The sequence below is a fragment of the Streptomyces graminofaciens genome (assembly GCF_030294945.1).
In the GTDB taxonomy this organism is placed as follows: domain Bacteria; phylum Actinomycetota; class Actinomycetes; order Streptomycetales; family Streptomycetaceae; genus Streptomyces; species Streptomyces graminofaciens.
The window spans coordinates 1318957-1345240 of record NZ_AP018448.1; the positions used below are offsets into that span (position 1 = coordinate 1318957).

Annotated in this window: 27 protein-coding genes and 3 pseudogenes; 20 read left to right on the forward strand and 10 right to left on the reverse strand. The window is 71.4% G+C overall.

Features of this window, described 5'->3' with window-relative positions; translation table 11 throughout:
* The first annotated feature begins 29 nt into the window (after window positions 1-29).
* The 4 genes and pseudogenes from SGFS_RS05735 to SGFS_RS05750 form a co-directional block, all read left to right on the forward strand.
* On the forward strand, window positions 30-284 hold the full coding sequence (locus tag SGFS_RS05735; protein WP_286248135.1) for a lasso peptide biosynthesis PqqD family chaperone: 255 nt from the start codon (window positions 30-32) through the stop codon (window positions 282-284).
* Complete coding sequence (locus SGFS_RS05740; RefSeq protein WP_286248137.1) at window positions 281-718, forward strand: lasso peptide biosynthesis B2 protein; 438 nt, start codon at window positions 281-283, stop codon at window positions 716-718. The genes SGFS_RS05735 and SGFS_RS05740 overlap by 4 nt, the downstream gene beginning before the upstream one ends.
* Entirely contained in the window at window positions 715-2625 is a 1911-nt protein-coding gene (locus tag SGFS_RS05745; RefSeq protein WP_286248139.1) for an ABC transporter ATP-binding protein, read from the forward strand. Before SGFS_RS05740 ends, SGFS_RS05745 begins: the two co-directional genes overlap by 4 nt.
* Window positions 2612-2802, forward strand: a pseudogene (locus SGFS_RS05750) (aldo/keto reductase); the annotation flags it as partial. The gene SGFS_RS05745 and the pseudogene SGFS_RS05750, both read left to right, overlap by 14 nt.
* A 7-nt stretch (window positions 2803-2809) precedes the next feature.
* Here SGFS_RS05750 and SGFS_RS05755 read toward each other — a convergent pair.
* The 3 genes and pseudogenes from SGFS_RS05755 to SGFS_RS05760 form a co-directional block, all read right to left on the reverse strand.
* Complete coding sequence (locus SGFS_RS05755) at window positions 2810-3295, reverse strand: low temperature requirement protein A (RefSeq protein ID WP_286248140.1); 486 nt, start codon at window positions 3293-3295, stop codon at window positions 2810-2812.
* A 115-nt stretch (window positions 3296-3410) separates the two neighbouring features.
* Window positions 3411-3650: pseudogene (locus SGFS_RS51345) on the reverse strand (low temperature requirement protein A); the annotation flags it as partial.
* A complete protein-coding gene (locus SGFS_RS05760; RefSeq protein ID WP_286248142.1) occupies window positions 3604-4026 on the reverse strand; it encodes an NAD(P)H-binding protein in 423 nt (140 codons plus the stop codon). The pseudogene SGFS_RS51345 and the gene SGFS_RS05760, both read right to left, overlap by 47 nt.
* Here SGFS_RS05760 and SGFS_RS05765 point away from each other — a divergent pair.
* The 6 genes and pseudogenes from SGFS_RS05765 to SGFS_RS05790 form a co-directional block, all read left to right on the forward strand.
* Window positions 4025-4291, forward strand: a pseudogene (locus SGFS_RS05765) (helix-turn-helix domain-containing protein); the annotation flags it as partial. The gene SGFS_RS05760 and the pseudogene SGFS_RS05765 sit on opposite strands and share 2 nt — an antisense overlap.
* Entirely contained in the window at window positions 4212-4835 is a 624-nt protein-coding gene (locus SGFS_RS05770; RefSeq protein WP_286248144.1) for an MmyB family transcriptional regulator, read from the forward strand. The pseudogene SGFS_RS05765 and the gene SGFS_RS05770, both read left to right, overlap by 80 nt.
* A 185-nt stretch (window positions 4836-5020) precedes the next feature.
* Window positions 5021-5431: a carbohydrate-binding protein gene (locus SGFS_RS05775; RefSeq protein ID WP_286248147.1), complete on the forward strand. Its 411-nt coding sequence runs from the start codon at window positions 5021-5023 to the stop codon at window positions 5429-5431.
* A 334-nt stretch (window positions 5432-5765) separates the two neighbouring features.
* Window positions 5766-6758, forward strand: a complete 993-nt coding sequence (dhaK, locus tag SGFS_RS05780; RefSeq protein WP_286248148.1) for a dihydroxyacetone kinase subunit DhaK — start codon at window positions 5766-5768, stop codon at window positions 6756-6758.
* Window positions 6759-6836: 78 nt separating this feature from the next.
* Window positions 6837-7517: a dihydroxyacetone kinase subunit DhaL gene (dhaL, locus tag SGFS_RS05785; protein WP_286248149.1), complete on the forward strand. Its 681-nt coding sequence runs from the start codon at window positions 6837-6839 to the stop codon at window positions 7515-7517.
* Window positions 7510-7920, forward strand: coding sequence for a PTS-dependent dihydroxyacetone kinase phosphotransferase subunit DhaM (locus tag SGFS_RS05790; RefSeq protein ID WP_286248150.1), 411 nt, complete (start codon window positions 7510-7512; stop codon window positions 7918-7920). Before dhaL ends, SGFS_RS05790 begins: the two co-directional genes overlap by 8 nt.
* A 79-nt stretch (window positions 7921-7999) precedes the next feature.
* Here the strand turns inward: SGFS_RS05790 and SGFS_RS05795 are convergent, their stop codons facing one another.
* On the reverse strand, window positions 8000-8695 hold the full coding sequence (locus SGFS_RS05795) for a glycoside hydrolase family 75 protein (protein ID WP_286248151.1): 696 nt from the start codon (window positions 8693-8695) through the stop codon (window positions 8000-8002).
* Window positions 8696-9069: 374 nt separating this feature from the next.
* On the opposite strand from SGFS_RS05795, the gene SGFS_RS05800 reads away from it, so the two are divergent.
* Window positions 9070-10035, forward strand: coding sequence for a fibronectin type III domain-containing protein (locus tag SGFS_RS05800; RefSeq protein WP_286248152.1), 966 nt, complete (start codon window positions 9070-9072; stop codon window positions 10033-10035).
* Window positions 10036-10197: 162 nt separating this feature from the next.
* The gene (locus SGFS_RS05805) at window positions 10198-10761 is read left to right on the forward strand and encodes a hypothetical protein (protein WP_286248153.1); all 564 of its coding nucleotides are present in this window, start codon (window positions 10198-10200) and stop codon (window positions 10759-10761) included.
* A gap of 24 nt (window positions 10762-10785) precedes the next feature.
* Here SGFS_RS05805 and SGFS_RS05810 read toward each other — a convergent pair whose 3' ends face one another.
* The 4 genes from SGFS_RS05810 to SGFS_RS05825 all read right to left on the reverse strand — a co-directional run bounded on the left by SGFS_RS05810 (window position 10786) and on the right by SGFS_RS05825 (window position 15214).
* Window positions 10786-11361, reverse strand: coding sequence for a PadR family transcriptional regulator (locus SGFS_RS05810; protein WP_286248155.1), 576 nt, complete (start codon window positions 11359-11361; stop codon window positions 10786-10788).
* Between the two features lie 49 nt (window positions 11362-11410).
* Window positions 11411-13426 carry an NADPH-dependent 2,4-dienoyl-CoA reductase gene (locus SGFS_RS05815; protein ID WP_286248156.1) on the reverse strand — a complete coding sequence of 672 codons (2016 nt, stop codon included), beginning with the start codon at window positions 13424-13426 and terminating at the stop codon, window positions 11411-11413.
* Between the two features lie 111 nt (window positions 13427-13537).
* On the reverse strand, window positions 13538-14314 hold the full coding sequence (locus SGFS_RS05820; protein ID WP_286248157.1) for a putative protein N(5)-glutamine methyltransferase: 777 nt from the start codon (window positions 14312-14314) through the stop codon (window positions 13538-13540).
* Between the two features lie 174 nt (window positions 14315-14488).
* A complete protein-coding gene (locus SGFS_RS05825; protein WP_286248159.1) occupies window positions 14489-15214 on the reverse strand; it encodes a GNAT family N-acetyltransferase in 726 nt (241 codons plus the stop codon).
* A gap of 218 nt (window positions 15215-15432) precedes the next feature.
* Between SGFS_RS05825 and SGFS_RS05830 the strand changes: the two genes are divergently transcribed.
* The 7 genes from SGFS_RS05830 (at window position 15433) to SGFS_RS05860 (ending at window position 22400) form a co-directional block, all read left to right on the forward strand.
* Window positions 15433-16038 (forward strand): sulfite oxidase-like oxidoreductase, encoded by a 606-nt coding sequence (locus SGFS_RS05830; RefSeq protein WP_286248160.1) that lies wholly within the window; start codon window positions 15433-15435, stop codon window positions 16036-16038.
* A complete protein-coding gene (locus tag SGFS_RS05835; protein WP_286248161.1) occupies window positions 16031-16825 on the forward strand; it encodes a ferredoxin reductase in 795 nt (264 codons plus the stop codon). The genes SGFS_RS05830 and SGFS_RS05835 overlap by 8 nt, the downstream gene beginning before the upstream one ends.
* A 139-nt stretch (window positions 16826-16964) precedes the next feature.
* Window positions 16965-17549 carry an Rv1733c family protein gene (locus SGFS_RS05840; RefSeq protein WP_286248162.1) on the forward strand — a complete coding sequence of 195 codons (585 nt, stop codon included), beginning with the start codon at window positions 16965-16967 and terminating at the stop codon, window positions 17547-17549.
* Between the two features lie 282 nt (window positions 17550-17831).
* Complete coding sequence (locus SGFS_RS05845) at window positions 17832-18287, forward strand: DUF485 domain-containing protein (protein ID WP_286248164.1); 456 nt, start codon at window positions 17832-17834, stop codon at window positions 18285-18287.
* 56 nt (window positions 18288-18343) lie between these two features.
* Window positions 18344-19975, forward strand: coding sequence for a solute symporter family protein (locus SGFS_RS05850; protein WP_286259817.1), 1632 nt, complete (start codon window positions 18344-18346; stop codon window positions 19973-19975).
* Window positions 19976-20125: 150 nt separating this feature from the next.
* Entirely contained in the window at window positions 20126-21094 is a 969-nt protein-coding gene (locus tag SGFS_RS05855) for an acetylxylan esterase (protein WP_286248166.1), read from the forward strand.
* Window positions 21095-21245: 151 nt separating this feature from the next.
* A complete protein-coding gene (locus tag SGFS_RS05860; RefSeq protein ID WP_286248168.1) occupies window positions 21246-22400 on the forward strand; it encodes a serine hydrolase domain-containing protein in 1155 nt (384 codons plus the stop codon).
* A gap of 13 nt (window positions 22401-22413) precedes the next feature.
* Here the strand turns inward: SGFS_RS05860 and SGFS_RS05865 are convergent, their stop codons facing one another.
* Window positions 22414-23184 (reverse strand): class I SAM-dependent methyltransferase, encoded by a 771-nt coding sequence (locus SGFS_RS05865; RefSeq protein ID WP_286248169.1) that lies wholly within the window; start codon window positions 23182-23184, stop codon window positions 22414-22416.
* 64 nt (window positions 23185-23248) lie between these two features.
* On the opposite strand from SGFS_RS05865, the gene SGFS_RS05870 reads away from it, so the two are divergent.
* Window positions 23249-24850 (forward strand): alpha-amylase family glycosyl hydrolase, encoded by a 1602-nt coding sequence (locus SGFS_RS05870; protein WP_286248171.1) that lies wholly within the window; start codon window positions 23249-23251, stop codon window positions 24848-24850.
* A 205-nt stretch (window positions 24851-25055) separates the two neighbouring features.
* Here SGFS_RS05870 and SGFS_RS05875 read toward each other — a convergent pair whose 3' ends face one another.
* Window positions 25056-26264: a cytochrome P450 family protein gene (locus tag SGFS_RS05875; RefSeq protein WP_286259819.1), complete on the reverse strand. Its 1209-nt coding sequence runs from the start codon at window positions 26262-26264 to the stop codon at window positions 25056-25058.
* Window positions 26265-26284 lie beyond the last annotated feature (20 nt).

Consider the following 26284-nt stretch of genomic DNA (forward strand, 5'->3'; position numbering starts at 1 on the left):
CCACTTCCCCACGCCAGAAAGGCCCCCACATGTCCCTGCGATTCGGCGACAACGTCTCCACGGCCGAGACCGACTACGGCACGGTGCTTCTGGACGAACGGGCCGGCGCCTATTGGGAGTTGAATCCGACCGCCACCCTGGTCGTACGGACACTGCTCGACGGCGGCGAGGAGTCGGACGCGGCCGCCGCCCTGGTCCGGGAGTTCGACATCGACCAGGCACAGGCCCTGCAGGACGTCGAGACGCTGGTGGGGCAGCTGCGTGGCTCGGGGCTCGCCTCATGACGACGCCCAGCGCGCTGGAACGACCGACCGGTGTTCCCCTGGCCCGACGCCTGTCCGCCCGCCTCGTCCTGCTCCCTGCCGTCGGCCTCGCCCTCCTGCCGCCCCGCCGCATCCGGTCCGTACTCGGCGTCCTGCGACGCGGTGCCGCTCCCGCCACCGCCGCACAGGCGCAGAACGCGCGCGACGCCATGTGCGCCGCCAGCCTGCACTGCGCCGGACCGAAGGGGTGCCTGCCGCGCTCCCTGGGGGCGGCACTGCTGTGCCGGCTCGGCGGGACATGGCCGACCTGGTGCACCGGCGTACGCGTCGTCCCGCCCTTCACCGCGCACGCCTGGATCGAGGCGGAGGGCCGTCCCGTCGGTGAGGGTGTCCCGGAGGGGTACTTCGCCCGGCTGGTGGCCGTCGCCCCGCTGTCGCGGCCGACGGACCGATGACCGGCACGACGGTCCTGGACAGCGGCCGGTCCGCGGTCGCCGAGGGTGACAAGTCCACCCGGGCGGCGGTGGCCACGATGTACCGGCTCACCGTCGGGCACCGAAGCGCCGTCGCCGTCGCCACCGTACTGACCCTGGTGGGCTCCGCCCTGGGACTGGCCCAGCCGCTCGTCGCCAAGCACGTCGTGGACGCGAGCGGCCGCGGGCAGGTGATCTGGCCACTCCTGGCACTCCTCGGCGCGCTGTTCGTCAGTGAGGCGGCGACGGGAGCCGCAGGGCGCTTCCTCCTGGAACGGACGGGCGAAGGTGTCGTACGGCAGCTCCGGCACGGACTGGTGGGAAGGCTGCTCCGGCTGGAGATGAGGGAATACGACCACCACCGGGGCGGGGACCTCATCTCCCGGGTGACGGCCGACACCACCCTGCTCCGGGAGGTCGTGTCGCAGGCCCTCGTCGATCTGGTGACGGGCAGCCTCGTAGCGGCCGGGGCGATCATCCTCATGGCGTGGCTCGACCCCCTGCTGCTGCTCCTGGTCGCCGTCATCGTGGCCGCGGCGGCCCTGGTCGTAGCCTCGCTGCTCACGGGCATCCGACGCGCGTCCGAACACATGCAGAACTCGGTCGGTGCCATCGCCGCCGACCTTGAGCGCGCTCTCGGTGCCCTGCCGATGGTCCGCGTGCACTGTGCCGAGGAGCGCGAGGCGGCGGGCATCGGCGCACGCGTGGAGGCGGCCTACGGCGCGGGGGTACGCACCGCGAAGCTCGCCTCTGTCATGAGCCCCGCTGTCGAACTCGCCGTCCAGGGCTCCTTCCTCATCGTCCTGGTCGTCGGCGGCCTGCGCGTCAACGGCCACGCCGGCTCCCTCGGCGACCTCGTCGCCTTCCTGCTGTACGCCTCGTACCTCGTCCTGCCGCTGTCCTCCGTCTTCCATGCCGTGGGCCTCATCCAACGCGGTATGGGCGCCTACCAGCGCATCGACCAGGCGCTCCGGCTGCCCGTCGAGCCCACCGCACCGCGGATCCCGAGAGTCCCCGTCCCCACACCCCCGCCGACCGGGCCGTCCGGCACCCTCGAACAGCCCGCCCTCGCCCTGCGCGACGTCCGCTTCGGCTACGCCCCGGACCGGCCGGTCCTCCGCGGCGTCTCGTTCTCCGTCGCGCACCGGCAGCACGTCGCCCTGGTGGGGCGGTCCGGAGCCGGCAAGAGCACGGTGTTCGCCCTGGTGGCGAGGTTCTACGAGCCGGACGCGGGCCATGTGCTCTTCGACGGGCTGCCCGCAGACCAACTCACCCGTGACGCATGTCGCCGACGCATAGCCGTCGTCGACCAGAACGCCCACGTCGTCCACGGCACCCTGCGCGACAACATCGCCTACGCCGTGCCCGATGCCACGGAAGCCGAGATCCGGCGCGTCATGGAACTGGCCCGACTCGAAGAAGTCGTCGACCGTCTGCCCGGCGGCCTTGGCGCCGTCCTCGGCGAACGCGGCAGCACCCTCTCCGGTGGCGAACGCCAACGCGTCGCCATCGCCCGCGCGTTGCTGGCCCGCCCCTCGCTGCTCCTGCTGGACGAGCCCACCTCCCACCTCGACGCGATCAATGAGTCGGCCCTCACCACCGTCATGAAGGACATCGCCCAGGAGTGCGCCCTGCTGGTGATCGCGCACCGTCTGTCCACCGTGCAGCACGCCGACCACATCGTCGTGCTGCACGACGGCCGCACCGCCGCCGGCGGACGCCACGAGGAGTTGCTGGCCGGCAACGCTCTCTACCGCGAGCTGGCCGCGAGCCAGATGCTCCGGCCGGGTGGGGCCCCGGCGGCCCTGGGGTCGCTGGGGGCGCTGGGGGCGCCAACCGAGCGGGGACATCGGGTTGAAGCCGTGCCCCCTAAACATGAAGCTGGGTGACCTGGAGGTCTCCCGGATCGGTCTGGGCGCGATGTCGATGTCCCACGCGTATACCGGTGCGGGTACGGATGACGCGGAGTCGATCCGTACGCTCCACCGAGCTATCGACCTGGGTGTCACGTTCATCGACACCGCCGAGGTGTACGGGCTTTCACCAACGAGGAACACGCGGGACGTTTTGCGGTTATTTGACGACATCATCCGGTTCCTCGCGGACGCTCCGGCGCAGCTCGGCGTACCACCAGGTCTCGGCGGCTGCCACCGCGGCCAGCAGCACCACGACGCCCGACAGCCCGACCAGCGGCGGCAGGACGACCGCCGCCGGGAGCCAGGCGAGCAGCAGACAGACGGCGGCCAGGCGGAACGGTCCCCACACGCCGGCGGAGATACGGCCGAAGAGCAGCAGGCCCGCGAGATACGTGGCGGCTCCGCCGCACAGCGCTCCGGCGTAGAAGCCGCCCAGTCCCTCGCCGCTGTCGGCGTGTGCCACGACCCCCTCGACGCCGAGCGCGGTCAGGACGATGCCGGCCACGATGGGGAAGTGGCCGTAGCCGAAGGCGTGCACCGCCAGACTGAGGCGGGACCGGCCCCGCGTCTCGGCCAGCCGGTGCTCCACGAGCAGACTCACCACGTCGAAGTACAGCCACCACAGCCCCGCTGCCGCCGCCACGCCCAGAACTCCTGCTGCCAGCAGCGGCACACTGATCGGGTGGTCCGCGGCGCCCGGCCATGGCGATGAGCGACTCGCCGATCGCGATGATGACGAACAGCTGATGCCGCTCGGTGAAGTACCCGGCGCTGTGGATGCGCCAGCTGCCGCGCCGTGAGGTGAGGTAGACGCCGCCCCAGTCCACCGCGATCGCCGCCGCGTACAGCGCCGTCTGCCATCGGCCACCGATCGCCGCGCCGACGATGAGAAGGGCCGAGCCTCCCAGCACCGGCGGCCAGGACACGGCGAGTTGGCGCCGCAGCCCTCGGTCACCGCGGGCGAGCAGCGTGTAGATGACGAGATGCACACAGCGCACGAACAGTCCGCTTCCAGTCGAGGAGGTGGTTGTACGCGCTGCCGCGGGCGGTGACGCCGATGGCCGTCATCAGTGCGATGCGGGGCGTCTGTCCGTTCAAGGCGGCCAGGATGTTGCGGACGCCTGCGTAGTCGACGTTCTCCGGCGAGGAGTGCGCGCCGCCGTCGGATCCGAGGGTCAGCACGATGGCGTCGACGCCGTCCACGGCCTTGACGAGGGTCTCGGGCTGCGTGACGTCGGCGACGACAAGCTCTGACTCCGCGGGGAGCCGGCGCCCGGCCTTGGCGGCGTCATGGGGCGCTTCCTGCGCGCCCCGGCGCACTCCGCTGAAGCCCGCCGAGGCCGGGCTCCCCGCCGGTTCCGGTGTGCGGCGCATGCCCGGGCTGCGCTGCGAGGAACTGGCCACCCTCGCCGGAATCAGCATCGACTACTACACCCGTCTCGAACGCGGCAAGGAGACGCGCCCGAGTGCCTCCGTCGTCGACGCTCTCGCCCGAGCCCTCCGCCTGGACGACGACGAGCACGAGCACCTGCGCAGCCTCGCGATCATGGCCGCCCGCAGTGTCCCGGAACCCCGGACCGCACCGTCACGGACGGTCCGGGCGGGCACCAGGCTGTTGCTGGAGAGCCTGCGCCCCTACCCCGCGCACGTGGTCAGCCGCACCACCGACGTGCTCGCGTACAACCCGGGCGGGCTGCGCCTGCTTTCGGGGATGGAGGAGTGGTCGGCCAAGGACCGGAACATCGCCCGCTACGTCTTTCTCCACCCCGCCCGCCCGCGACCTGTTCGACGACTGGGGCACCCAGGTCCGCGGCTGCGTCGCCCGCCTCAGAGCGCTCGGAGGCACTGACCCCGACGCGCCCGACCTCACCCGCCTCGCCGGTGAACTCCTCGTCAAGAGCCCGGCCTTCGCCCGCCTGTGGGAACGCTACGACGTCAAGGGCCGCTCCCACGGCCACGAGACCTTCCACCACCCCGAAGTCGGCGACGTGACCCTCGGCTACCAGTCCATGGAACTGGAGGGCACACCCGGCCACCGCCTGATCGTCTACTTCGCCGAACCGAACACGCCCGAGCACGACGCCCTGGTCCTCCTGGACATGCTGGGCTCCCAGCCGTCACCGACCCACATGCCCCGGTCCAGCCGCCCGTCGGTCACCGACCAGGACGATGCCGCTGCGTAGGCCGCCCAGGCGGCAGCTGCACTGCCGGGTTCGTCGTCCGTGTACGGCACTGCCCATGTGCTGCGCCCACGTTCGGGAAGGGCACATGATCAGCCAGGTCCGCCAGACCCGTTCGCGCGGCCCGTCGCCCGGATCGAAAGGTCCCAGCGCGTCCTGGCCGGTCCGGGTACACCTCACGGATCGACGTGGCTGGGGCAGGCACGCTCTCCGACACCGGCAAGCGCGCCGTCCTCCTGCTCAACCGCACCGGCTCCTCCACACCGATGACCATCCGCTGGGCCGACCTCCGACCTCGGCCTGCCCTCGGCCTCCGCATCCGCATCCGCATCCGCATCCGTGCGCAGCACCTGGTCGCGCACCGACGCCGGCTCCTTCGCCACCAGCTGCACCACCACCGTCCCGGCGAACACCGCGGTGCTGCTAACTTCTCCGGCACCGAGGCGTCCAGCTCGACGTACGAGGACACCACCACCGCCACCACACCCACCTTCACCGGTGTCACCGCCGGCGCGGCCGACACCAAGCCGGTGGACATCACCTACGCCAACGGCGGCAGCTCCGCCCGCAAGGCCACCATCCAGGTCAACAGCCAGTAGAGCGAGGCCCCAGGTCGCGCGCGACCGACTGATCCTTGGCCTGACGTGCCATCAGGCCAATACGAGCGCCCATGCGCGTGACCTTCGTTGCTGCAAGGTCGATACTTCCAGCAGATGCGATCCCGCCTACCTGTGCCCGACCACTTCAGATACCTGACGCCCTGTCATCAACGTCAGCGTTAAGTCAGCATCAGTACCGCCAGAGCCCGCCCACGACCGCCATGAACCGCCATGAACCGCCATGAACCGCCAAGATCGACAACCGGCCAAACCCAGGTCGACCTGAAGAAATGCAGGTCAGAGGCTCGTCTGTTCATCTCACCAGGAGGTACCCATGAAGATGCTCATCAACGTCGCGGAGACCGTCGTCGCGGACGCCCTGCGGGGTATGGCCGCCGCTCATCCCGAGTTGACCGTGGACGTGGAGAACCGTGTGATCGTGCGGCGGGACGCGCCGGTGGCCGGGAAGGTGGGGCTCGTCTCCGGTGGGGGGTCGGGGCACGAGCCGTTGCACGGAGGGTTCGTGGGGCCGGGGATGCTGTCGGCGGCCTGCCCGGGCGAGGTTTTCACGTCCCCCGTGCCGGATCAGATGGTGCGCGCCGCGGCGGCCGTGGACAGCGGCGCCGGAGTGCTCTTCATTGTGAAGAACTACACCGGTGACGTGCTCAACTTCGACATGGCGGCCGAACTCGCCGCGGACGAGGGCATCCGGATCGCCAAGATGCTCGTCAACGACGACGTGGCCGTGACCGACAGCCTCTACACCGCCGGGCGGCGCGGCACCGGTGCCACCCTGTTCGTGGAGAAGATCGCGGGCGCCGCCGCCGAGGAGGGCCAAACGCTGGAGCAGGTCGAGGCACTGGCCCGGCAGGTCAATGAGAACTCCCGCAGTTTCGGCGTGGCGCTCAGTGCCTGTACGACACCGGCCAAGGGGAGCCCCACCTTCGATCTGCCGGCCGGGGAGCTGGAGTTGGGGGTCGGTATCCACGGTGAGCCGGGGCGGGAGCGGCGCGCCATGATGACCTCGGGCGAGATCGCCGACTTCGCGGTGAACGCCATCCTGGAGGACCTCCACCCGCGCAACCCGGTCCTGCTGCTCGTCAACGGCATGGGCGCCACCCCGCTGCTGGAGCTGTACGGCTTCAACGCCGAGGTCCAGCGCGTCCTCGCCGAGCGCGGGGTCGCCGTGGCCCGCACGCTCGTCGGCAACTACGTCACCTCGCTCGACATGGCCGGCGCCTCGGTGACGCTGTGCCAGATCGATGAGGAGCTGCTGCGGCTCTACGACGCGCCGGTGCGGACGCCGGGACTGCGCTGGGGGATGTGAGAGACCCCGCCGCCCCACTCACCCCAGCCGCCCCAGCCGCCCCAGTCCCTCAACTCCCGTACCACGCAAGGAGATCATGTGCTCGACGCCGATTTCTTCCGCCGTTGGATGACCGCCGCCGCGGTGTCCGTGGAGCATGAGGCCGAGCGGCTCACCGCGCTCGACTCGCCGATCGGGGACGCCGACCACGGCAGCAATCTGCGGCGCGGGTTCACCGCCGTGGTGGCGGCTCTGGAGAAGGAGGCGCCGGACACGCCCGGCGCCGTTCTCGTACTGGCCGGACGGCAGCTGATCTCGACCGTGGGTGGCGCGTCCGGTCCGCTGTACGGCACCCTGCTGCGCCGTACCGGCAAGGCGCTCGGCGACGCGGCCGAGGTGAGCGAGGCCGAGTTCACGGCCGCGCTGCGCACCGGTGTGGACGCGGTGATGACGCTCGGCGGGGCGGCGCCCGGCGACAAGACGATGATCGACGCGCTGGTGCCGGCCGTCGAGGCACTCGGTGAGTCGTTCGAGGTGGCGCGGGCCGCCGCCGAGGAGGGCGCCCTCGCGACCACGCCGTTGCAGGCACGCAAGGGCCGGGCGAGCTATCTGGGCGAGCGGAGCATCGGACACCAGGACCCGGGAGCCACATCCGCAGCCCTGCTCATCGCGGCGCTGGCGGCCACGGCGGACGCCCCGGACACGACAGGCACGGCGGAGACACACGGCACCACGGGCACCATGGGCACCACGGGCACCACGGGAGACGCCGATGTCTGAGGAGAAGCTGGTCGGCATCGTGCTCGTCTCGCACAGCGCGGCCGTCGCCGCCTCGGTCGCCGCACTGGCGAAGTCGCTCACGGGCGGGGGCGCCGACGTGGCGGTCGCCCCGGCGGGCGGCACGGAGGACGGAGGCCTCGGTACCAGCGCCGAGCTGGTCTCGGCGGCGGCCGCCTCCGTGGACCGGGGCGCCGGGGTCGCGGTGCTCGCCGACCTCGGCAGCGCGGTGCTCACCGTGAAGGCCCTGCTCGCCGAGGGAGACGAGCTCCCGGCCGGCACCCGTCTGGTCGACGCGCCCTTCGTCGAGGGCGCGGTAGCCGCGGTCGTCACGGCCTCGACGGGCGCGGACCTCGCGGCGGTGGAGGCGGCGGCCACGGAGGCGTACTCGTACCGGAAGGCGTGAGGCCCGAAAAGCGTTCGACGCCGCTTGCCCCGCGCCCGTGAGGTGGCGGGACAGGCGTACGCCTGGGCAGGTCACAGCTCTAATCGGTACTTCCCACGAACCGCCGTAGCAGTTCCTCCCCCTTCGCCGCAGTCTCCTCCTGGTCCTCGATCGCCGAGACGTTCGAGTCCTTGAAGACGAGGTACGTGACACCGGAGTTGGTGCCGCCCGTGCGCGGGTCGGGGCGGATGCCGAGGGCCTCGGCCGTGGCGTAGGACGCCTCGCCGATGATCTTCCGGGGGCCGGTGTCTCCGACGACGGCGTACTGGACGCGGTTCTCGTGGATCACGACGGCGACCGAGCCGCCTCGGATGCCGTGCTCCCGGTAGTTCCAGACGCGGCTCGGGGCGGGGACGACGATGGAGGGCAGGGTCTCGGCGCTCGGATAGCGGCCGTCGGACTGCCGGAAGGCGGTGGTGGGCTGGAACCACGGGTCCGTGTCGCCGTTGCAGTGCGGGCCGGGCCGGCCGTCGCAGTCGATGTCCATGTCGGCCTTCCAGAACACCGCGCCCGGCACACCGCAGACGGGGACGGTGGCGGGGGTGCCCGCGTCGGTGCGGTAGCGGCCCTTCGACACCGGCTTGCAGCCACGCAGCTTCGCCAGCAGATCGGCCGCACCCACCGTGCTGTCACGCCGGACGGACGTGGGCGCCTGCTGGTGGGCGGCGGCGGGCATAGTGGCGGGGGCGAGCAGGGCGGCACCGGCCGCGACCAGCGTCAGTGTCTGGACACGCACGATAAGGGACCCTCTCCTGGGGGACATTGACGGTTGCTCATTCACCCAAGGTGGGGTGGGTCGGAGAGGTCGGCCACTGGGAGGGGGCCGGACGGTGCACGGCGCCCTCCTCGCGGAAGTGCGGCCGAGGACCGGGCAGGTTTCGGCCCCGGCCACTCGGCCGCTTTCGCCGGTGCGGGATGGGCGACGACAGCGGCCCGCACCGCACGACGTGAACTGCCGTGCAAGTGAGGCGAGTTCACATCGCGTCAGAGTTCCAGCATACGTAGTCCGGATCCGTGCCCCGCAACGTGCGCACCCTCTTGATGCGACTGCGCCTGTCATGCCATACATGGGCTATAGGTACGGACCAATCGGAGTGAGGGGGCAGGATCGTGCGACGCGTTCCCGTGCTGGTGCTCTGCGGCTCGCTGCTCCTCGTCGCCTCCTGCGGGGCGGACGAGCGCCCGGGCCCGGGTCCGCCGCCGGCTCCCCGGGGTGTCACCGCGGACGCGGGCAGCGCGACCAGCGTGCACGTCATGTGGAACCGGGCGTCCGGGGGCACCGAGGTCGACGCGTACGAGGTGTATCGCGGCCGGAAGAAGGTGACGGAGGTTCCGGCCGACACGCACATGGTGGACGTCACCCGGCTCGAACCGGCCACAAAGTATGTGTTCACGGTCCGGGCCCGCGACGCCGACGGAGACCTCGGGCCACCGAGCGCGCGGGTGCGGGCCACCACACCGGCCGCAGTCGTCGCCGACGGGCAGGCACCGAGCCGGCCGACGCGGCTCGCCGGGAGGGCGGTCGGGAGCAGGGCCGTCCAGTTGTCCTGGGGAAGGTCGACGGACGACCGGGACGTGGTGTCGTACGACATCCTGCAGGGCGGCTCGAAGATCCACAGTGTGGGCGGGGAACAGACGGCGGCGGTCGTCACGGGGCTGCGGCCCGGTACCCGGTACTCCTTCACAGTGCGGGCGCGGGACGCGGCGGACAACGTCTCGGCCATGAGCGCGGCCGTGCGGCTCACCACCGCGCGGGGAGCGGGCGACGGCCGGGGAACGGCGCCCACCGGTTTCCGGGCCGCCGCGCGCCGGGCCGCCGACGGGGCGTACTCCCTCGCCCTGTCCTGGCTCCCGCCGCGAGCCGACGGGGTGATCACCGAGTACGAGATCCAGCTCGACGGGCACTTGGCCACCACCCTCGTCTGGGGTGGGGTCCCGCCCCGGGACAGGGCCGCGTACGACTTCTATGTGGGCCGGGAGAAAGGGGTGTCGTACCGGGTGCGGATCCGGGCGAAGCTGCCGGACGGGACGTGGGGCGGGTACACCGTGGAACGGACCGTCAGCACCGCCGGGTGAGGCGGGCGGTGCGCCGGGCGAGGGAATTCGTCACCTGCCCGGGGGCGGTCCGCATGCGCGCGGGGCCACGGGCACGTTGGCTCGCTCCTAGGCAGCACGGGCTCCCCGATCCGCGGCGGCGCAAGGGATGTACCGCCGACCGTGCCGCCGGAGGGCAGTCCTATGCGTATGTCCAAGCCACTCCTCCGCTCCGGCCTGACCGTGGTGGCCGCCGCGGCGCTGCCGCTCGCCGCAGCCGCCCAGTCGGCCGCCGCGGTCTCGGGGATCTCGGTGAGCACCACCGGCTCCACGGTCAGCGTCACCACCAGCGCGTGCCCGAACAGCGCCAACGGCACCTTCGGCACCGCCTCGCTGCTCTCCATCGGTCAGGCGAACTTCTCCCAGGGGCGGCAGGCGACGCTGTCCGGGACGAGTGTCACCCAGTCCGCCGCCTGGGCGAACGTCAACTCCGGCACGTACACGGTGATCGTGGTGTGCAGGGACGGCACCACGGCGGGCACCCAGTCGATCATCGTCTCCGCCACGCCCACCATCTCCGCGACCACGTCTCCCACCGCCACCGCCACCGCGACCGCCTCGCCCTCCCTGGGTGTGATGGGCGGCCTCGGCGGTGCCACCGAGCAGTACGGCACGGCCACTCTGGTGGGCGGCGGGGTACTGGTGGCCACGGGCACGGTCGCGGCGGTGTGGTACCTGCGGCGCCGGGCCAAGCCGTACCGGCTGTGAGCGAGCTCGACGGGTGGGCCGCCCTCATCCGTGCGCGGGTGGTTCCCCCGTGCTCTCCGCGTCGTCCGGCAGCCGCTCGAACTCCGTCAGGGCGTTGGTGAGCCACTGGGTCCAGAAGGTCTCCAGGTCGATACCGGCCCGCAGGATCAGATGCTGCAGCCGGTCCTGAGGGGCGTCCTTGCCGGGCCCGAAGTCCCGCTCCTCGATCTCCTCGTACTCCCTCAACTGCCGCTGGTGCAGGGTGAGATGGCGCCGCAGATCGTCCTCGATGCCGGTAGTACCGACCACAGCCGAGGCGCGCAGCCGTACGAACAGCGCGTCACGCCACGGCCTGGGGTCCTGGGGTGCGGAGGTCCAGCGGGCCAGTTCCTCACGCCCGGCCGCCAGTACTTCGTAGCTCTTCTTCCGGCCGCGTGTCGGCGCTTCGGACGGCAGGGCCCTGATGTACCCGTCCGCCTCCAGTTTTCCCAGCTCGCGATAGATCTGCTGGTGCGTCGCCGACCAGAAGTAGCCGATCGACCGGTCGAACCGCCGGGTCAGCTCGAGCCCCGAGGAGGGCTTTTCGAGCAGGGCGGTGAGGATCGCGTGCGGGAGTGACATGGGCTCATCCTAGGAAGGCCCACCGCTCGCGAAGGCCGCACCGGTCCCCCTACAGCTCCGCCGCCAGCTCCGTCCCTTGCTTGATCGCCCGCTTGGCGTCCAGTTCGGCCGCCACGTCGGCGCCGCCGATGAGGTGCGCGGAGCGTCCGGCGGCGACCAGGTCGTCATAGAGGCCGCGGCGCGGGTCCTGCCCGGTGCAGAGCACGACCGTGTCGACCTCCAGCAGCTGGCGGACGCCGTCGACGGTGATGTGCAGTCCGGCGTCGTCGATCAGGTCGTACTGGACACCGGGGACCATGACGACCCCGCGGTGCTTGAGTTCGGTGCGGTGGATCCAGCCGGTGGTCTTGCCGAGTCCGGCGCCGACCTTGGAGGTCTTGCGCTGGAGGAGGTGGACCGAGCGCGGCGGGGCGGGGCGCTCGGGGGCGGCGAGACCGCCGGGGGCGCGGTAGTCCATGTCGACGCCCCACTGCCGGAAGTACGCCGCCGGGTCCTCGCTCGTCTTCTCCCCGCCGTCGGTCAGGTACTCGGCGACGTCGAAGCCGATGCCGCCCGCGCCGAGGATCGCGACGCGGTCGCCGACGGGCGCGCCGTCGCGCAGGACGTCCAGGTAGCCGAGGACCTTGGGGTGGTCGACGCCGGGGAGTTCGGGGGTGCGCGGGGTGACGCCGGTGGCGACGACGACCTCGTCGTACGCCGTGAGGTCGTCGGCCGCGACGCGCGTGTCCAGCCGTACGTCGACGCCGTGCGCGTCGAGTTGTGTGCGGAAGTAGCGCAGGGTCTCGTCGAACTCCTGCTTGCCGGGGACCTTGCGGGCCACGTTCAGCTGGCCGCCGATCTCACTCGCGGCGTCGAACAGCGTGACCTCGTGGCCGCGTTCGGCCGCGCTCACGGCGCAGGCGAGGCCGGCCGGGCCCGCGCCGACGACGGCGACCCGCTTGCGCAGCCGCGTCGGGGAGAGGACGAGTTCCGTCTCGTGGCAGGCGCGCGGGTTGACCAGGCAGGAGGTGATCTTGCCGCTGAAGGTGTGGTCGAGGCAGGCCTGGTTGCAGCCGATGCAGGTGTTGATGGCGTCGGAGCGGCCCTCGCGGGCCTTGTTGACGAAGTCCGGGTCGGCGAGCATCGGGCGGGCCATGGACACCATGTCGGCGTGGCCGTCGGCCAGCAACTCCTCGGCGAGTTCCGGGGTGTTGATGCGGTTGGTCGTCACGAGCGGCACCGAGACCGCGCCCATGAGCTTCTTCGTCACCCAGGTGTACGCGCCGCGCGGCACCGAGGTCGCGATGGTGGGGATGCGTGCCTCGTGCCAGCCGATGCCGGTGTTGATGATGGTCGCCCCGGCCGCCTCCACGGCCTTCGCCAGGGTTACCACCTCGTCGAAGCTGGAGCCGCCGGGCACGAGGTCGAGCATCGACAGCCGGTAGACGACGATGAAGTCCTCGCCGACCGCCTCACGCACCCGGCGCACGATCTCGACGGGGAAGCGCATCCGGTTCTCGTACGAGCCGCCCCAGCGGTCGTCGCGGTGGTTGGTCCCGGCGGCGATGAACTCGTTGATCAGATAGCCCTCGGAGCCCATGATCTCGACGCCGTCGTACCCGGCCCGCCGGGCGAGGCGGGCCGCGTTCGCGTAGTCGTCGATGGTCTGCTCGACCTCGGCGTCGGTGAGCGCGTGCGGGACGTACGGGCTGATCGGGGCCTGGAGCGCGCTCGGCGCGACCAGCTCCCGGTGGTAGGCGTACCGCCCGAAGTGCAGGATCTGCATCGCGATCCGGCCGCCCTCACGGTGTACGGCCTCGGTGATCTCCCGGTGCTGTTCCGCCTCGGCGTCGGTGGTGAGCTTGGCGCCGCCCTCGTACGGGCGTCCGGCCTCGTTGGGTGCGATGCCGCCGGTGACGATGAGGCCCACTCCCCCGCGCGCCCGGGCCGCGTAGAACTCGGCCATGCGCGCGAAGCCGCGCTCGGCCTCCTCCAGGCCCACGTGCATGGAGCCCATGAGCACGCGGTTGGGGAGCGTGGTGAAGCCCAGGTCGAGCGGGCTCAGCAGGTGCGGGTAACGGCTCATCGGGCCCTCCGTGCGTGGCGTCGTCCACTCCGTTGTAGACGACGCCACCCGCTTTATGCAACTAGTTGCACAATGGATGGGGGCAAGGCCACATCAGAGGCCTGGGAAGCCTCAGGTCCGGGTGCCGATCACCACATGGGCGTACATCTCCGCCGAGACGGCCGTCCGGGCGGTGAGGCCAGAGGCGCGGAAGGCGGCGAGGGCGAGCGGGGTCTGGCGTTCGCTCGTCTCGACCAGGAGACAGCCGCCGGGGGCGAGCCACTCGGGGGCCTCGGCGGCGACCCGGCGCAACACGTCGAGGCCGTCGGTGCCGCCGTCGAGGGCGACGAGGGGTTCGTGGTCGCGGGCCTCGGCAGGGAGGAAGCCGACCTCGTCGGTGGGGACGTAGGGCACGTTCGCCGCGAGGATGTCGACACGGCCCCGCAGGGTGGCGGGCAGCGCCGCGAAGAGGTCGCCCTCGTGGGCGTGGCCGCCGTGCGGGGCGAGGTTGCGGCGGGCGCAGCGCACGGCCGCCGGGTCGATGTCGGCGGCGTGCAGTTCGGGTCCGTCGAGCGAGGCGGCCAGGGCCGCGCCGACCGCGCCCGAGCCGCAGCACAGGTCCACGACGACGGACGCACCGGGGGCGGCGGCGAGGGCCTCTTCGACGAGGAACTCGGTACGCCGGCGGGGCACGAACACCCCGGGGTCGACGGTGATGCGGAGTCCCGCGAACTCGGCCCAGCCGAGGACGAGTTCGAGGGGCAGTCCGGCTACCCGCCGGTCGACCATGGCGGCCGCCTCGTCGGCGGTGCGGGCGGTGGTGAGGATCAACTCCGCCTCGTCCTCGGCGAAGACGCACCCTGCGGCGCGCAGCGTGGTGACGACCGAGGCGGTGGAAAGTGGTGGCATGACAGCCGAGAGCCTTTCGGTGGGCCGAAGGGCGCTCCCGAGGTGGCCTAGCCGACGGCCTGTCGGCGGTGCACCGCGTGGTGTTGAGGAGAGAGCACCCGACCTGACACAGCGGTAATGGGTCTCACCTCCTCGGTACGCAATGGCGACTGGCCCGGCCACCCTACCCCACGGTCATGAGACGGACACGGGGGTTCTCGCCACCATGAACCGCGTGGTGCGGCGCAGCCGGAAGCCCAGCGCCTCGTAGAGCCGGATGGCGTCGGTGTTGCCCGCGCCGGTGTGCAGGAACGGGGTCTCGCCGCGCTCGCGGATGCCGTGGGCGACGGCGTGGATCAGCCGGGTGGCGAGGCCCTCGCCGCGGTACGCCGGGTCGGTGCAGACGGCGCTGATCTCGGTCCAGCCCGGCGGGTGCAGCCGTTCACCGGCCATCGCTATGAGGGCGCCGCCCCGGCGGATGCCGAGGTACGTGCCGAGTTCGATCGTGCGTGGCAGGAAGGGCCCGGGCCGGGTGCGTTCGACCAGGCCGAGGATCTCGGGGACGTCGGCGGGGCCGAGCCGTACGGCCTCGGTGTCGGGGGCGCCCGCGACGCCGTCGTCGACGAGTTGGACGCCCTCCAGGTCGAGGGTCACCTCCCAGCCGTCCGGGAAGGTCCCGCTGTAGCCGGCGGCCGCGACCTCCGCGCCGGGTCCGGCCAGTGCCGCGAGGTCGGCCCAGTCCTCGGCCTCCGGCTCCAGAGGCATGGCCAGCCAGGGCGAGACGTCGACGGGGTAGCGCAGCACCCGGCCGCGCCGCTCGGCGAAGTGGGCGTGCGGTCCGGTGAGGGAGCCGAGGGCGGGGTTGTCGAGGACGTGCGGGGCGATCCCCACACCGTTGATCTCGCTGACGTACTCGGGCATGGTCTCCTCGATCTTCTGACGCTGTCACCGGGGCATCGGCCGTGCGTGCCGCCGACGCCGACACCCGCAGGAAAGCAGCAGGACGGGGGCGCTTGTTCCCGGGGCACGGAAGTGTTCACGAGGCCGCAATGATCAGCCCTCGGCCAGGGGCCGAGCAGCCTCCACCGGCCACGTACGGTTGAATGCGTAAGCAATCACTTCCGTCACGTTGGGCCCGTATGAACGTCACCCGAGGCTTCGCCGGCCGCCCCCGCGTCCACAATCCGGGGCTGCCTCCGGGCCAGTACGACGCGGGCGACGACTGGCCCGTGCTGTCCGCCGAGGTCACGCCGGACCTGACGCCCGCCGACTGGGCGTTCCGGATCGACGGTCTGGTGGCGGAGCCCCGGACGTGGGACTGGGACGGGGCGCGTGCGCTGCCCGGCTCGGTGTACGAGGGCGACATCCACTGTGTGACGAGCTGGTCGAAGTTCGGGGTGCGGTTCGGGGGTGTGTCGCTGGACGCGTTCCTGGAGGTGGTCCGGCCCGAGGCGTCTGCCACGCACGCGGTCGCGTACTCGCACACCGGCTACACCACGAACCTTCCGCTCGGCGATCTCACCGGTGGGCGTGCCTGGATCGCCTGGGAGTACGACGGCAAGCCGCTGGCGGCCGAGCACGGCGGTCCGGCGCGGCTGCTGGTGCCGCATCTGTACTTCTGGAAGAGCGCCAAGTGGATCGCGGGCATCCACCTCCTCGACCACGACGAGCCCGGCTTCTGGGAGCAGAACGGCTATCACTCGCGGGGCAATCCGTGGGAGGAGCAGAGGTACTCCGGTGACTGACACGACCGTGACCGGTTTTTCCGCACCCCGGTCCCCCTTTTCTCCCCCGACCCGCTTCGCCGTGCCCGGCCGGATCGCCGTGAGCAATCGCGCGGCGGCCGTGTGGCAGACCGCGACACTCTCCGAGATCCGCCGGGAGACACCGCACGCGGCGACGTTCCGCTTCGCGGTGCCCGGCTGGGCGGGGCATCTGCCGGGCCAGCATCTGATGCTCCGTGTAACCGCTCATGACGGTTACACGGCCCAGCGCCACTACTCCCTGGCGTCCGCGCCGGACGACACCGGGCACATCGAGCTGACCCTGGACCATGTCGAGGGCGGCGAGGTCTCCGGCTGGTTCCACACCGAGGCCCGGCCCGGTGACCAGGTCGAGGTGCGCGGCCCGCTGAGCGGTTTCTTCGCCTGGCCCGGGGACCGGCCCGCGCTGCTGATCGGCGCCGGTTCCGGTGTGGTGCCGCTGATGTCGATGGTCCGCCACCACCGGGCGCGCGGCCTCGACGTACCCCTGCGGCTGCTGGTGTCCGCGCGCGGCCCCGAGGAGCTGATCTACGCGGGCGAGTACGGCGACGAGACGACCGCCGTCTTCACGCGCCGGGCGTCCGAGGGGGTGCCGGTGGGCCGACTGTCGGCCGCGCACGTGGCGCCGCTGCTGACCGGGGCCGGGCGGCCGCCGGGCGGCTGGGAGGCGTATGTGTGCGGCTCCAACGGGTTTGCGGAGCACGCTTCTCGGCTGCTGGTCGAGGCCGGACAGCCCGTGGACCGCGTCCGTATCGAGCGCTTCGGTTGACGTGGACTTTCATGATTTTTTGCCCCAAACCATGCCATCCCGGCTGGTTTCGGGTACACCGGAAGTGCGGACCAGTCCTACCGGGGCCTCGCGTGTACTCGTACGAGTGGGTACCAGCCGGGCCGGCTAGGAGGGCGAGATGCAAGGCCAGGTGTTCTGCTGGCGTTGGCGTCACAATCCGCTGCGCCGCCGCTCGGATGTCGTCGAGGCGTGGACGGTGCTGATCGTCGCACTCCTGCTGTTCGTCTGCGCTCCCGCCGCCGGCATCCTGGCGGGCTGGGCGGCACACGGGGGCGCGCAGGCCGAGGCCGACGCACGGCGGGCCGCGCTGGACCGGGTCAGCGCCGTGATCACGAAGGACGCGCCCGCCTCGATGCCCTCGGTGGAGAGCAGCAAGGTGCCCACGTACTGGACGGCGGCGCGCTGGACCGAGCCGGGCGGCGGCACCACGACCGGCGAGGCGCTGGTCCCGGCGGGCACCGAGCGCGGGGACCGGGCCGACGTCTGGCTCGACGAACGGGGCCGCAGCGTCGAACCGCCGCCGACCGACACGGCCGTCTGGCAGCACACGCTGGCCATGGGGACCTGCGCCACGGGCGGGGTCGTCGGCGCCGTCCTGGTGACGTACTTCGTCGTGCGCAGGGTCGCCGCCCGCCACCGCCTCGACGAATGGGAGCAGGAGTGGGCGCGCACGGGACCGGACTGGGGACACCGCCCCGCGTGAGGGTTCCGCGTCGGATCGCACGCGAGCGGAGACCGGAACGGAAACAAGAACAACGCTCAGCTAAATCTCCGCACGAAGAATTTTCACCGGCCGTGAAAGGTCCACACAATCCCTCCCCGCAAGGCAGTTGATAGTTCAATCTCGGCGCTGCCATAATCCGCATTCTCCCCCCACAGTTTCCGCACGGCGACTTGACTCCCGCGACCGTCGAATTCTCCAGGAAGCGCCTCCGCGACCGGTCAGGGTCTAGTGCGAGACATAAGGCAGCAAAGAGGGTGCATTATGTCCAACTACACGGCACGGTACGACAGTTCCGTCCCGTATCCGCCCCCGCCCGAGGCAGGGGGTGACCCGTTTTCCCCCACACCCCGCACGTTTGACGCACGGGCGGCCAGGCAGGCCGTACACGCACATCCTGAATTCCGTTCAATGAGGACCGCATATCGCCGATTCGGGCTCTGGGCGGCGTCGCTCTCCGTCGGCGCATTTCTGTCGTACGTCCTGCTGTCGAGTTTCGCGCCCGGCGTGATGAATCAGCGGCTGGCCGGTCATCTCACGCTGGGACTGGCCCTCGGTCTCGCCCAGTTCGCCGTCATGGGGCTGACGACGTGGCTGTATGTGCGGCACATGCGCAAGAACGTCGACCCGATCGCCCGCCGGCTCCGCTCCCACCTCGAGGAGCGTGAGGCCGAGCAGCAGCGCCGGGTGCCGGCCGGACGGCGGTTCCGCGCGTGGTGAACCCTTCCGTGACGGTCCTTGCGACGGCGTACGAAGGCATGACGGCGTACGAAGGCATGACGGCCCCCGGAGGTGGGACGGCGTCCGGGGGCGTGACCACGGCCGCGAGTGTGACCGACGCCCTCAGCCTGCGGCTGACCTTCGTGCTGTTCCTGTCCGTCGTCGTGGTCACACTGTTCACGGCCCTGCTGACCGCTCCGCAGCGGGACGAGATCAGCGAGTTCTATCTCGGCAACCGTGACATGTCGCCGCTGCGCAACGGCCTCGCGATGTGCGGCGACTACCTCTCGGCCGCGACGCTGCTCGGCAGCACCGGGCTCGTCGCCCTCACCGGGTACGACGGTCTGCTCTACCTCTGCGGCACCGTGGTCGCCTGGATGATGGTGCTGCTGCTCGTCGCCGAACCGCTGCGCAACTCCGGGAAGTTCACGCTCGGTGACACCCTCGCCCGCCGACTGCCGGTGGGCCAGCGGTCGGTCCGGCTGGCCCTCGCCATCTGCACACTCACTGTGTGCACGCTGTATCTGGTGTCCCAACTGGTCGGCAGTATCGCCCTGTTGACCCAGTTCGTGGGCGAACCCAGCCCGAGCACCCGGACGATGATCGTGGTGATCATCGGCTCGGTCGTCACGATCTACGCGGCGATCGGCGGTATGCCGGGGGCGACGTTCGTGCAGGTCATCAAGGCCGTGATGCTCGTCGCCGGAGTCACGGTGGTCGCCGTGATGGTGCTGCACCGCTTCAACTGGAACTTCGACGGTCTCCTGTCGTCGGCCTCCGCGGGCAGCGGCCTCGGCGACGCGTTCCTCCAGCCGGGGCTGCGCTACGGGGCCGGCCCGATCCGCAAGCTGGATTTCTTCAGTCTGCAACTGGCCATCGTGCTCGGGCTCGCCGCGCTGCCCCATGTGATGATGCGGCTGCTCGCACCCCGCAGAACGCACGTCCTACGGGCCTCGGTGGTGTGGGCCGTGGGCCTGGTCGGGTTCGTGTGCCTGATGGCCGGGGTGCTGGGGCTCGGCGCCACCGCGGTGGTCGGCCGGGAGACCATCTCGGACATCGACCACAAGGGCGACGCGGCCGTGCTGCTGCTCGCCCACGAGCTCGGCGGCGAGATCCTCACCGCGATCGTCTCCGCCCTGGCCTTCATCACCCTGCTCGCCGTCGCGGCCGGCCTCACGCTCGCCGCGGCCTCCTCGCTCGCCCACGACCTGTACGGCGAGGTGATCCGCAAGGGGAAGGCCAAGGAGACCGAGGAGTTGGGAGTCGCACGCCTCGCCGCGGTGGTCATGGGGGTCCTCGGCATGATGCTGGCCCTGCTCGCCTGGGGCACCAACACGGCCACCCTCGCCTTCCTGGCCTTCGCGATCGCCGCGTCCGCCATCCTGCCGACGATCGTCTACAGCCTGTTCTGGCGCCGCTTCACGGCCCGCGGCGCGCTGCTCAGCCTCTACGGCGGTCTGCTCAGCTCGGTGCTGCTCGTGGTGTTCTCGCCGGTCGTCTCCTCCACGCCCGACTCGATGTACCCCGGGTCGGACTTCGCGTGGTTCCCCCTGCAGAACCCGGGCATCGTCTCCATCCCCTTCGGGTTCCTGCTCGGCTGGCTCGGCTCGCTCCGCGCACCGGCCCAGGAGGCGTCCGTGTACGACGACTTCGAGGTCCGTGCGTTGGTGGGCGCTGATCAGAAGTGAGCGGACGGAGCCGAGTCGGACGGTGAGCCGGCGGTGAGCGGTGGCCGTCGCGGCTCCCGCCGGGGAGGGTCTGGCAGGTGTGCGACGGCCCACGTACGGTGTGATCATCCGCACCGTCGGCACACCTCAGACCTCAAAAGGTGGTCCTTCATGGCCTTGTTCGACCTGCCCCTGGACGAGCTCCGTGATTATCGAAGCGCTTCAACGGAGCCCGAGGACTTCGACGCCTTCTGGGCGAAGACGCTCCAGGAGGCCCGCGAGCACGACCTCGACGCCCGGTTCGAGCCGGTCGAGACCCACTTGAAGACGGTCAAGGTCCACGACGTCACCTTCGCCGGGTTCGGCGGCCACCCCGTCAAGGGCTGGCTGATCGTCCCGGCCTGGGCGAACGAACCCCGCCCGACGGTCGTCGAGTTCATCGGCTACGGCGGCGGTCGGGGCCTGCCCCACACCCATCTCCTGTGGGCCTCGGCGGGCTTCGCACACTTCGTGATGGACACCCGGGGTCAGGGCAGCGCGTGGGGCGGGGGCGGCGACACCCCCGACCCGGTGGGCGGGGCGCCCGCCTTCCCCGGCTTCATGACACGGGGCATCGACGCGCCCGAGAACTACTACTACCGCCGGGTGTACACGGACGCCGTGCGGGCCGTCGAGGCCGCCCGCTCCCATCCGCTGGCCGACGCCTCCCGCACGGCGGTCCTCGGCTCCAGCCAGGGTGGTGGTATCTCCATCGCGGTGGGCGGACTCGTCCCCGATCTGGCGGCGGTCGCGCCCGACGTGCCGTTCCTCTGCGACTTCCCGCGCTCCACGACCGTCACGGACCGCGATCCGTACCGCGAGATCGGCAAGTACCTCAAGACGCACCGGGGCCGCGCGGAGGATGTCGGCCGCACCCTCGCGTACTTCGACGGTGTCCACTTCGCCGCGCGTGGGCGGGCGCCGGCGCTGTTCTCGGCGGGGCTGGAGGATCAGACGTGTCCGCCGTCGACGGTGTTCGCGGCGTTCAACGCGTGGGGGCAGGACGACAAGCGGATCGAGGTGTACGAGTTCAACGACCACGAGGGGGGTGGGCCGTTCCAGGAGGCGGTCAAGTTGGAGTGGGTGCAGAAATATCTCTGACGCCGGGGGGTCGGGGGCACCGACCCGCTGACGACGTACGTGCCCCGGGACGACTCGTGTGAGACAGGTTCCCCACTGTCCGACCAGTCGGTATGTTCGTGGGTCCCGGGACGCCCGTCCGGGGTGAGTGGCTGTGTTCGGTGGAGGGTTCATGTACGGGATTCAGGGGCACTGCGACGACCGGTTCGGCGCCGTGCGCGTCGCGTTCGAGGAGAACTTCCGCGCGCGGGGTGAGCTGGGCGCTGCGGTGACCGTGACGCTCGGTGGGGAGACCGTCGTGGATCTGTGGGGCGGCTGGGCCGACGAGGCCCGTAGCCGCCCCTGGGAGCGGGACACCGTGGTCAATGTCTGGTCCACGTCCAAGGGGCCGACGGCCCTGTGCGCGCACATCCTCGCCGACCGTGGCCTGCTCGACCTGGACGCCCCGGTGTCCGCCTACTGGCCGGAGTTCGCGGCGGCGGGCAAGCAGGACGTGCTCGTACGGCATCTGCTGTCGCACCGGTCGGGGCTGGCGGGGCCGCGCGAGCCGCACTCGTTCGCGCAGCTCTGCGACTGGGAGCTGACCGTGCAGCGGCTCGCGGCGCAGGAGCCCTGGTGGGAGCCGGGCACGCAGTCGGGGTACCACGCGATGACGTTCGGTTTCCTGGTGGGCGAGGTGGTCCGGCGGGTCTCGGGGCTGCTGCCGGGCGCGTTCCTGGAGCGGGAGGTGACGGGGCCGCTGGGGATCGACTTCACCGTCGGGCTGCCGGAGAAGGAGACGGGCAGGGTGGCCGAGCTGGTCCATCCGCAGACCGCGACGACCAGTGAACAAGCCGCCGTCTTCGCCCAGTTGACGCCCACCGCGCTGGCCGCCCTAGCCAACCCGCTGGTCGGCGCCGTCGAGGCCAACAGCCCCGAGTGGCGGGCGGCCGAGGTCCCGGCCGCCAACGGTCACGGCACCGCCCGCGCGGTCGCCTCCCTGTATGGCGTCCTCGCGCTGCGCGGCACCTGGGGCGGCCGTCAGGTGCTGTCGCCCGAGGCCGCCGAGCGGGTGCGCGAGGGGCAGGGCCGCTGCCGTGACCTGGTGCTGGGCGCCGGGTTCGGCCGGGACACGGAGGTCGCGCTCGGGCTGTGGCTGAGTGGACCGCACGGCTCGTACGGACCGAATCCGCGTGCTTTCGGCCATGACGGCTACGGCGGCTCGTGCGGGCTCGCCGACCCGGAGGCGGGTGTCTCGCTGGGCTACGTCATGAACCGCATGGGCCCGCACATCGCGGACGACCCGCGCAAGATGGCCCTCGTGGACGCGCTCTACAGCGCACTGTGACCACACCCGTGCCCTAGGTGTTCGGGCGGGTCGCCACGACCATCCGGCAGCGCGGGCTGCCGTCGGGGCGCTGCCCGAACTCCGGTAGTGCGAAGAGCTCGACCTCGAACCCGGCCCGCTCCAGCTCGTCCCGTACGACGCCGAGGCGGAACGGCCGGTAGTACATGACGAACGGCGGCCGCCAGAGCGCGTTGCGCACCCGCATCGCCGTGTCGAAGCCCAGGGCCGCCCAGTACCAGGGAGAGCCGGGCGGGGCGGGCGCCGGCAGCGGGAACGCGAACCGGCCGCCCGGCCGCAGCACGGAGTGCGCCTCGGCGAACAGCCTCGGCAGCTCGTCCGGCAGAAAGTGCCCGAACGCGCCGAAGCTCACCGCCAGGTCGAAGACGGGGCCGAAGGGCAGCGCGCGGGCGTCCCCGCGCACCCAGGAGACACGGGGGCCTCCAGGAATCGGCTCACCATCAGCGCTGTCCGCCCCCTCCTTCCCCGCGCCGGCCCGCTCCCTCCCCACCGCCAGCATGCCCGCGCTGATGTCGACCCCGGTGACGCTCTCCCGGCACAGATCGCGCAGCACTCCCATCCCGGCTCCCGTGCCGCAGCACAGGTCGAGCCCGGCGTCGAACGGGCCCAGCCCGGCCAGCGCCCGCTCGACCGCGTCCAGGATCGTGTCGGGCGTACGGAACGGGGTGTGGTCGAATTTCGGCGCGAGGAGGTCGTATCCGTGCTCGACGGACGACAGCGCCTGAACAGCGAGTTCGCGGAGGCTGGGGCCTTGCGGGGTGAACATCCAGCCAGCTTAGGCCTTGGCTTGGGGCAGCGGCGGGCGTACGCCCCCGTCTATCGTCGACTGCATGACTTCGTTCCGTCCTGCCCCGAATTGGCTGGCCGACGCCGTCTTCTACCAGATCTATCCGCAGTCCTTCGCCGACTCCGACGATGACGGCATCGGCGACTTGGGCGGCATCACCGAGCACCTCGATCATCTGGCCCGGCTGGGCGTCAACGCCGTCTGGCTGAACCCCTGCTTCGTCTCGCCGTTCCGCGACGCCGGGTACGACGTGGCCGACTATCTGAACGTGGCCCCGCGCTACGGCTCGAACGACGATCTCGCCAAGCTCGTCGAGGAGGCGGGCCGCCACGGCATCCGCATCCTGCTCGACCTGGTCGCCGGGCACACCTCGATCGACCACCCGTGGTTCAGGGCCTCCGCAGACGACCCCGACGATCACCGCTACATCTGGACGTCCGAGGGCCGCCCCGACGGTTTCGTCGCCTCCCCCGGCAGCCGCCCGGGCTCGTATCTCCCGAACTTCTTCGACTCGCAGCCCGCCCTCAACTTCGGATACGCGCGCGAGAACCCTGCCGAGCCCTGGCGGCTCCCGGTCGACGCCGAGGGGCCACGCGCCAACCGCCGGGCCCTCCGCGAGATCATGGACCACTGGCTGGGCCTCGGCATCTCCGGCTTCCGTGTCGACATGGCCGCGTCCCTCGTCAAGGACGACCCCGGGAAGACGGAAACCGCCCGTATCTGGACCGAGCTGCGGCACTGGCTGGACTCCGCCCACCCGGACGCCGTGCTGCTCGCGGAGTGGGGTGAGCCCGAGGTGTCGATCCCGGCGGGCTTCCACGCCGACTTCTTCCTCCATTTCGGCGGGCCCACCGACGGCCTGGCCCTGCGCTCGCTGTGGAACAACGGCACGGGCACGGTCCACGAGAACTGGGACCCCCTCGACTGCTTCTTCGACCCCGACGGCAGGGGTTCACCGCGCCCCTTCGTCGAGGCCTGGCAGCAGGCGTCCACGGCCGTCGACGACCGGGGCTTCGTCTCCCTCCCCACCGCCAACCACGACTTCTCCCGCCTCAACTGCGGCCTCCGCACGGCCGCACAGCTCCCCGCCGCCTTCGCCTTCCAGCTCACCTGGCCGACGCTCCCCGCGATCTACTACGGCGACGAGATCGGCATGCGCTACGTCCCCGGCCTCCCCGACAAGGAGGGCAGCGTCCTCGGCCCCCGATACAACCGCGCGGGCTCCCGCACCCCCATGCAGTGGGACGACACCCCGAACGCGGGCTTCTCCACGGCCCCCGCCGACCGGCTCTACCTCCCCGTCGACCCCGCCCCCGACCGCCCGACCGTCGCCGCCCAGCACGCCGACGCCACCTCCCTCCTCCACCTCGTACGCCGCCTCGTCGCCCTGCGCACCCGCACCCCCGAACTCGGCTCCCGGGGCACGGTGGAGGTCCTCCACGCCGGATATCCGCTCGTGTACGTACGGGGCGGGCGGTATCTCGTGGTCGTCAACCCGCAGCGCAACGCGGCGAGTTGGGCGTACGGCGAAACGCGTGCCCTGCGGCCGGTCGAGGTCGCCGGTGTTGCGGTCGAGGGCGGTGGCACGGTCGTGGCGGAGGGCTTCGGGTACGGGATCTTCGAGTTCGACGAGCAGACGGAGTAGATCACTCACACAGAGTGACCACAGCCCTGGCTCAGGGCATGCCACGGCGACCCCGGCAAGGCCCGTACGCACTGGCGCGAAGAGTCGCTCAGGCCGATGCGATCATCCCCGCCGACAGATCGATGTCCGCCCCGCACAGGCCAGGAAGCCGGGGCCGGCTCCGGAGCGCTTTTTCACCATGACCGGCGTCGGCCATACCCATCGCTCAGAGGCGGACAGGCAGCGCCCGCACGCTGTTGCCGACGAAGCTCGCGTGACGGGCGAGTCCGGCCTCGGGGACGGCCAGCTCCAGGTCCGGGAAACGGGCGAACAGCCGCTCCAGGGCGATGCCGGCCTCCAGGCGGGCCAGCGGGGCGCCCAGGCAGTAGTGGGCCCCGTGCCCGAGCGACAGATGCCGCACGGCGTCGGGACGTACGGGCCGGGTGATGTCGAAGCGGTCGGCGTCCGGGCCGTGCGCGGCCGGGTCGCGCCCCGCCGCCGAGTAACCGGCCAGTACGGGCGTCCCCTTGGGGATCAGCACACCGCCGACGGTCAGGTCCCGTACGGGATAGCGGAACGGAAAGTAGCTGACCGGCGCGTCCCAGCGCAGGGTCTCCTCGACCACGTCCGCCCAGCTCGCCTTGGCGTCCCGGACGAGTTCGAGTTGGTCCCGATGCCCGCACAGGGCGCGTACGGCGTTGGTGATCAGGTTCAGCGTGGTCTCGTGCCCGGCGACGATCATCAGCACGAGGGTGCCGATGAGTTCCTCGTGGCTCAGCCGGTCGCCGCCCTCGTCGCGGGCCGCGATGAGGGCGCTGGTGAGGTCGTCACCGGGCCGCTCGGCGCGGGCGGCGGCGATCGCGCCGAGCAGCGCCAGCAGGTCGCGGTTGGCCGCGATGGCCTCCTCGGGGGCGATGTCGGTGGCCACCACCTGGTTGGACAGACGGTGCAGCGTGTCGCGGTGCTCGGCGTCGACTCCGAACAACTCGCCGATGACGCCCATCGGCAACGGCATGGCGAAGTGCCGCCGCAGATCGGCGACACCGCCGTCGGCCTCGGCCGCCTCCGCCAGATCGTCGAGCAGCCGTGCGGTCAACTCCTCGATCCAGGGCCGGAGTTCCTCGACCCGCCGAGCCGTGAACGCCTTGCTCACGAGTGACCGCAGCCGCCGGTGGTCGTCCCCGTCGGCGGTCGTCATCCCGCGTACGGTCGCGAAGGTCCGCAGCGGCCAGCCGGGGGCGATCCGGCCGTCCCGCAAGGCGGTGAAGTGCCGGGCGTCCTTGGCGACTTCGGCGTGGGCGAGGAACTCCCTGAGCGCGTCGTGGCCGAGAACCGCCGCGCCCTCCACCCCGCCCGGCAGCACCACCGACGTGACGGAACCTCGCGCGAGGAGTCGGGCGTTCGCGGCGTGCGGACAGCCGCCGGCCGGGTCCATGCGATGAGGCTGGGCGACCG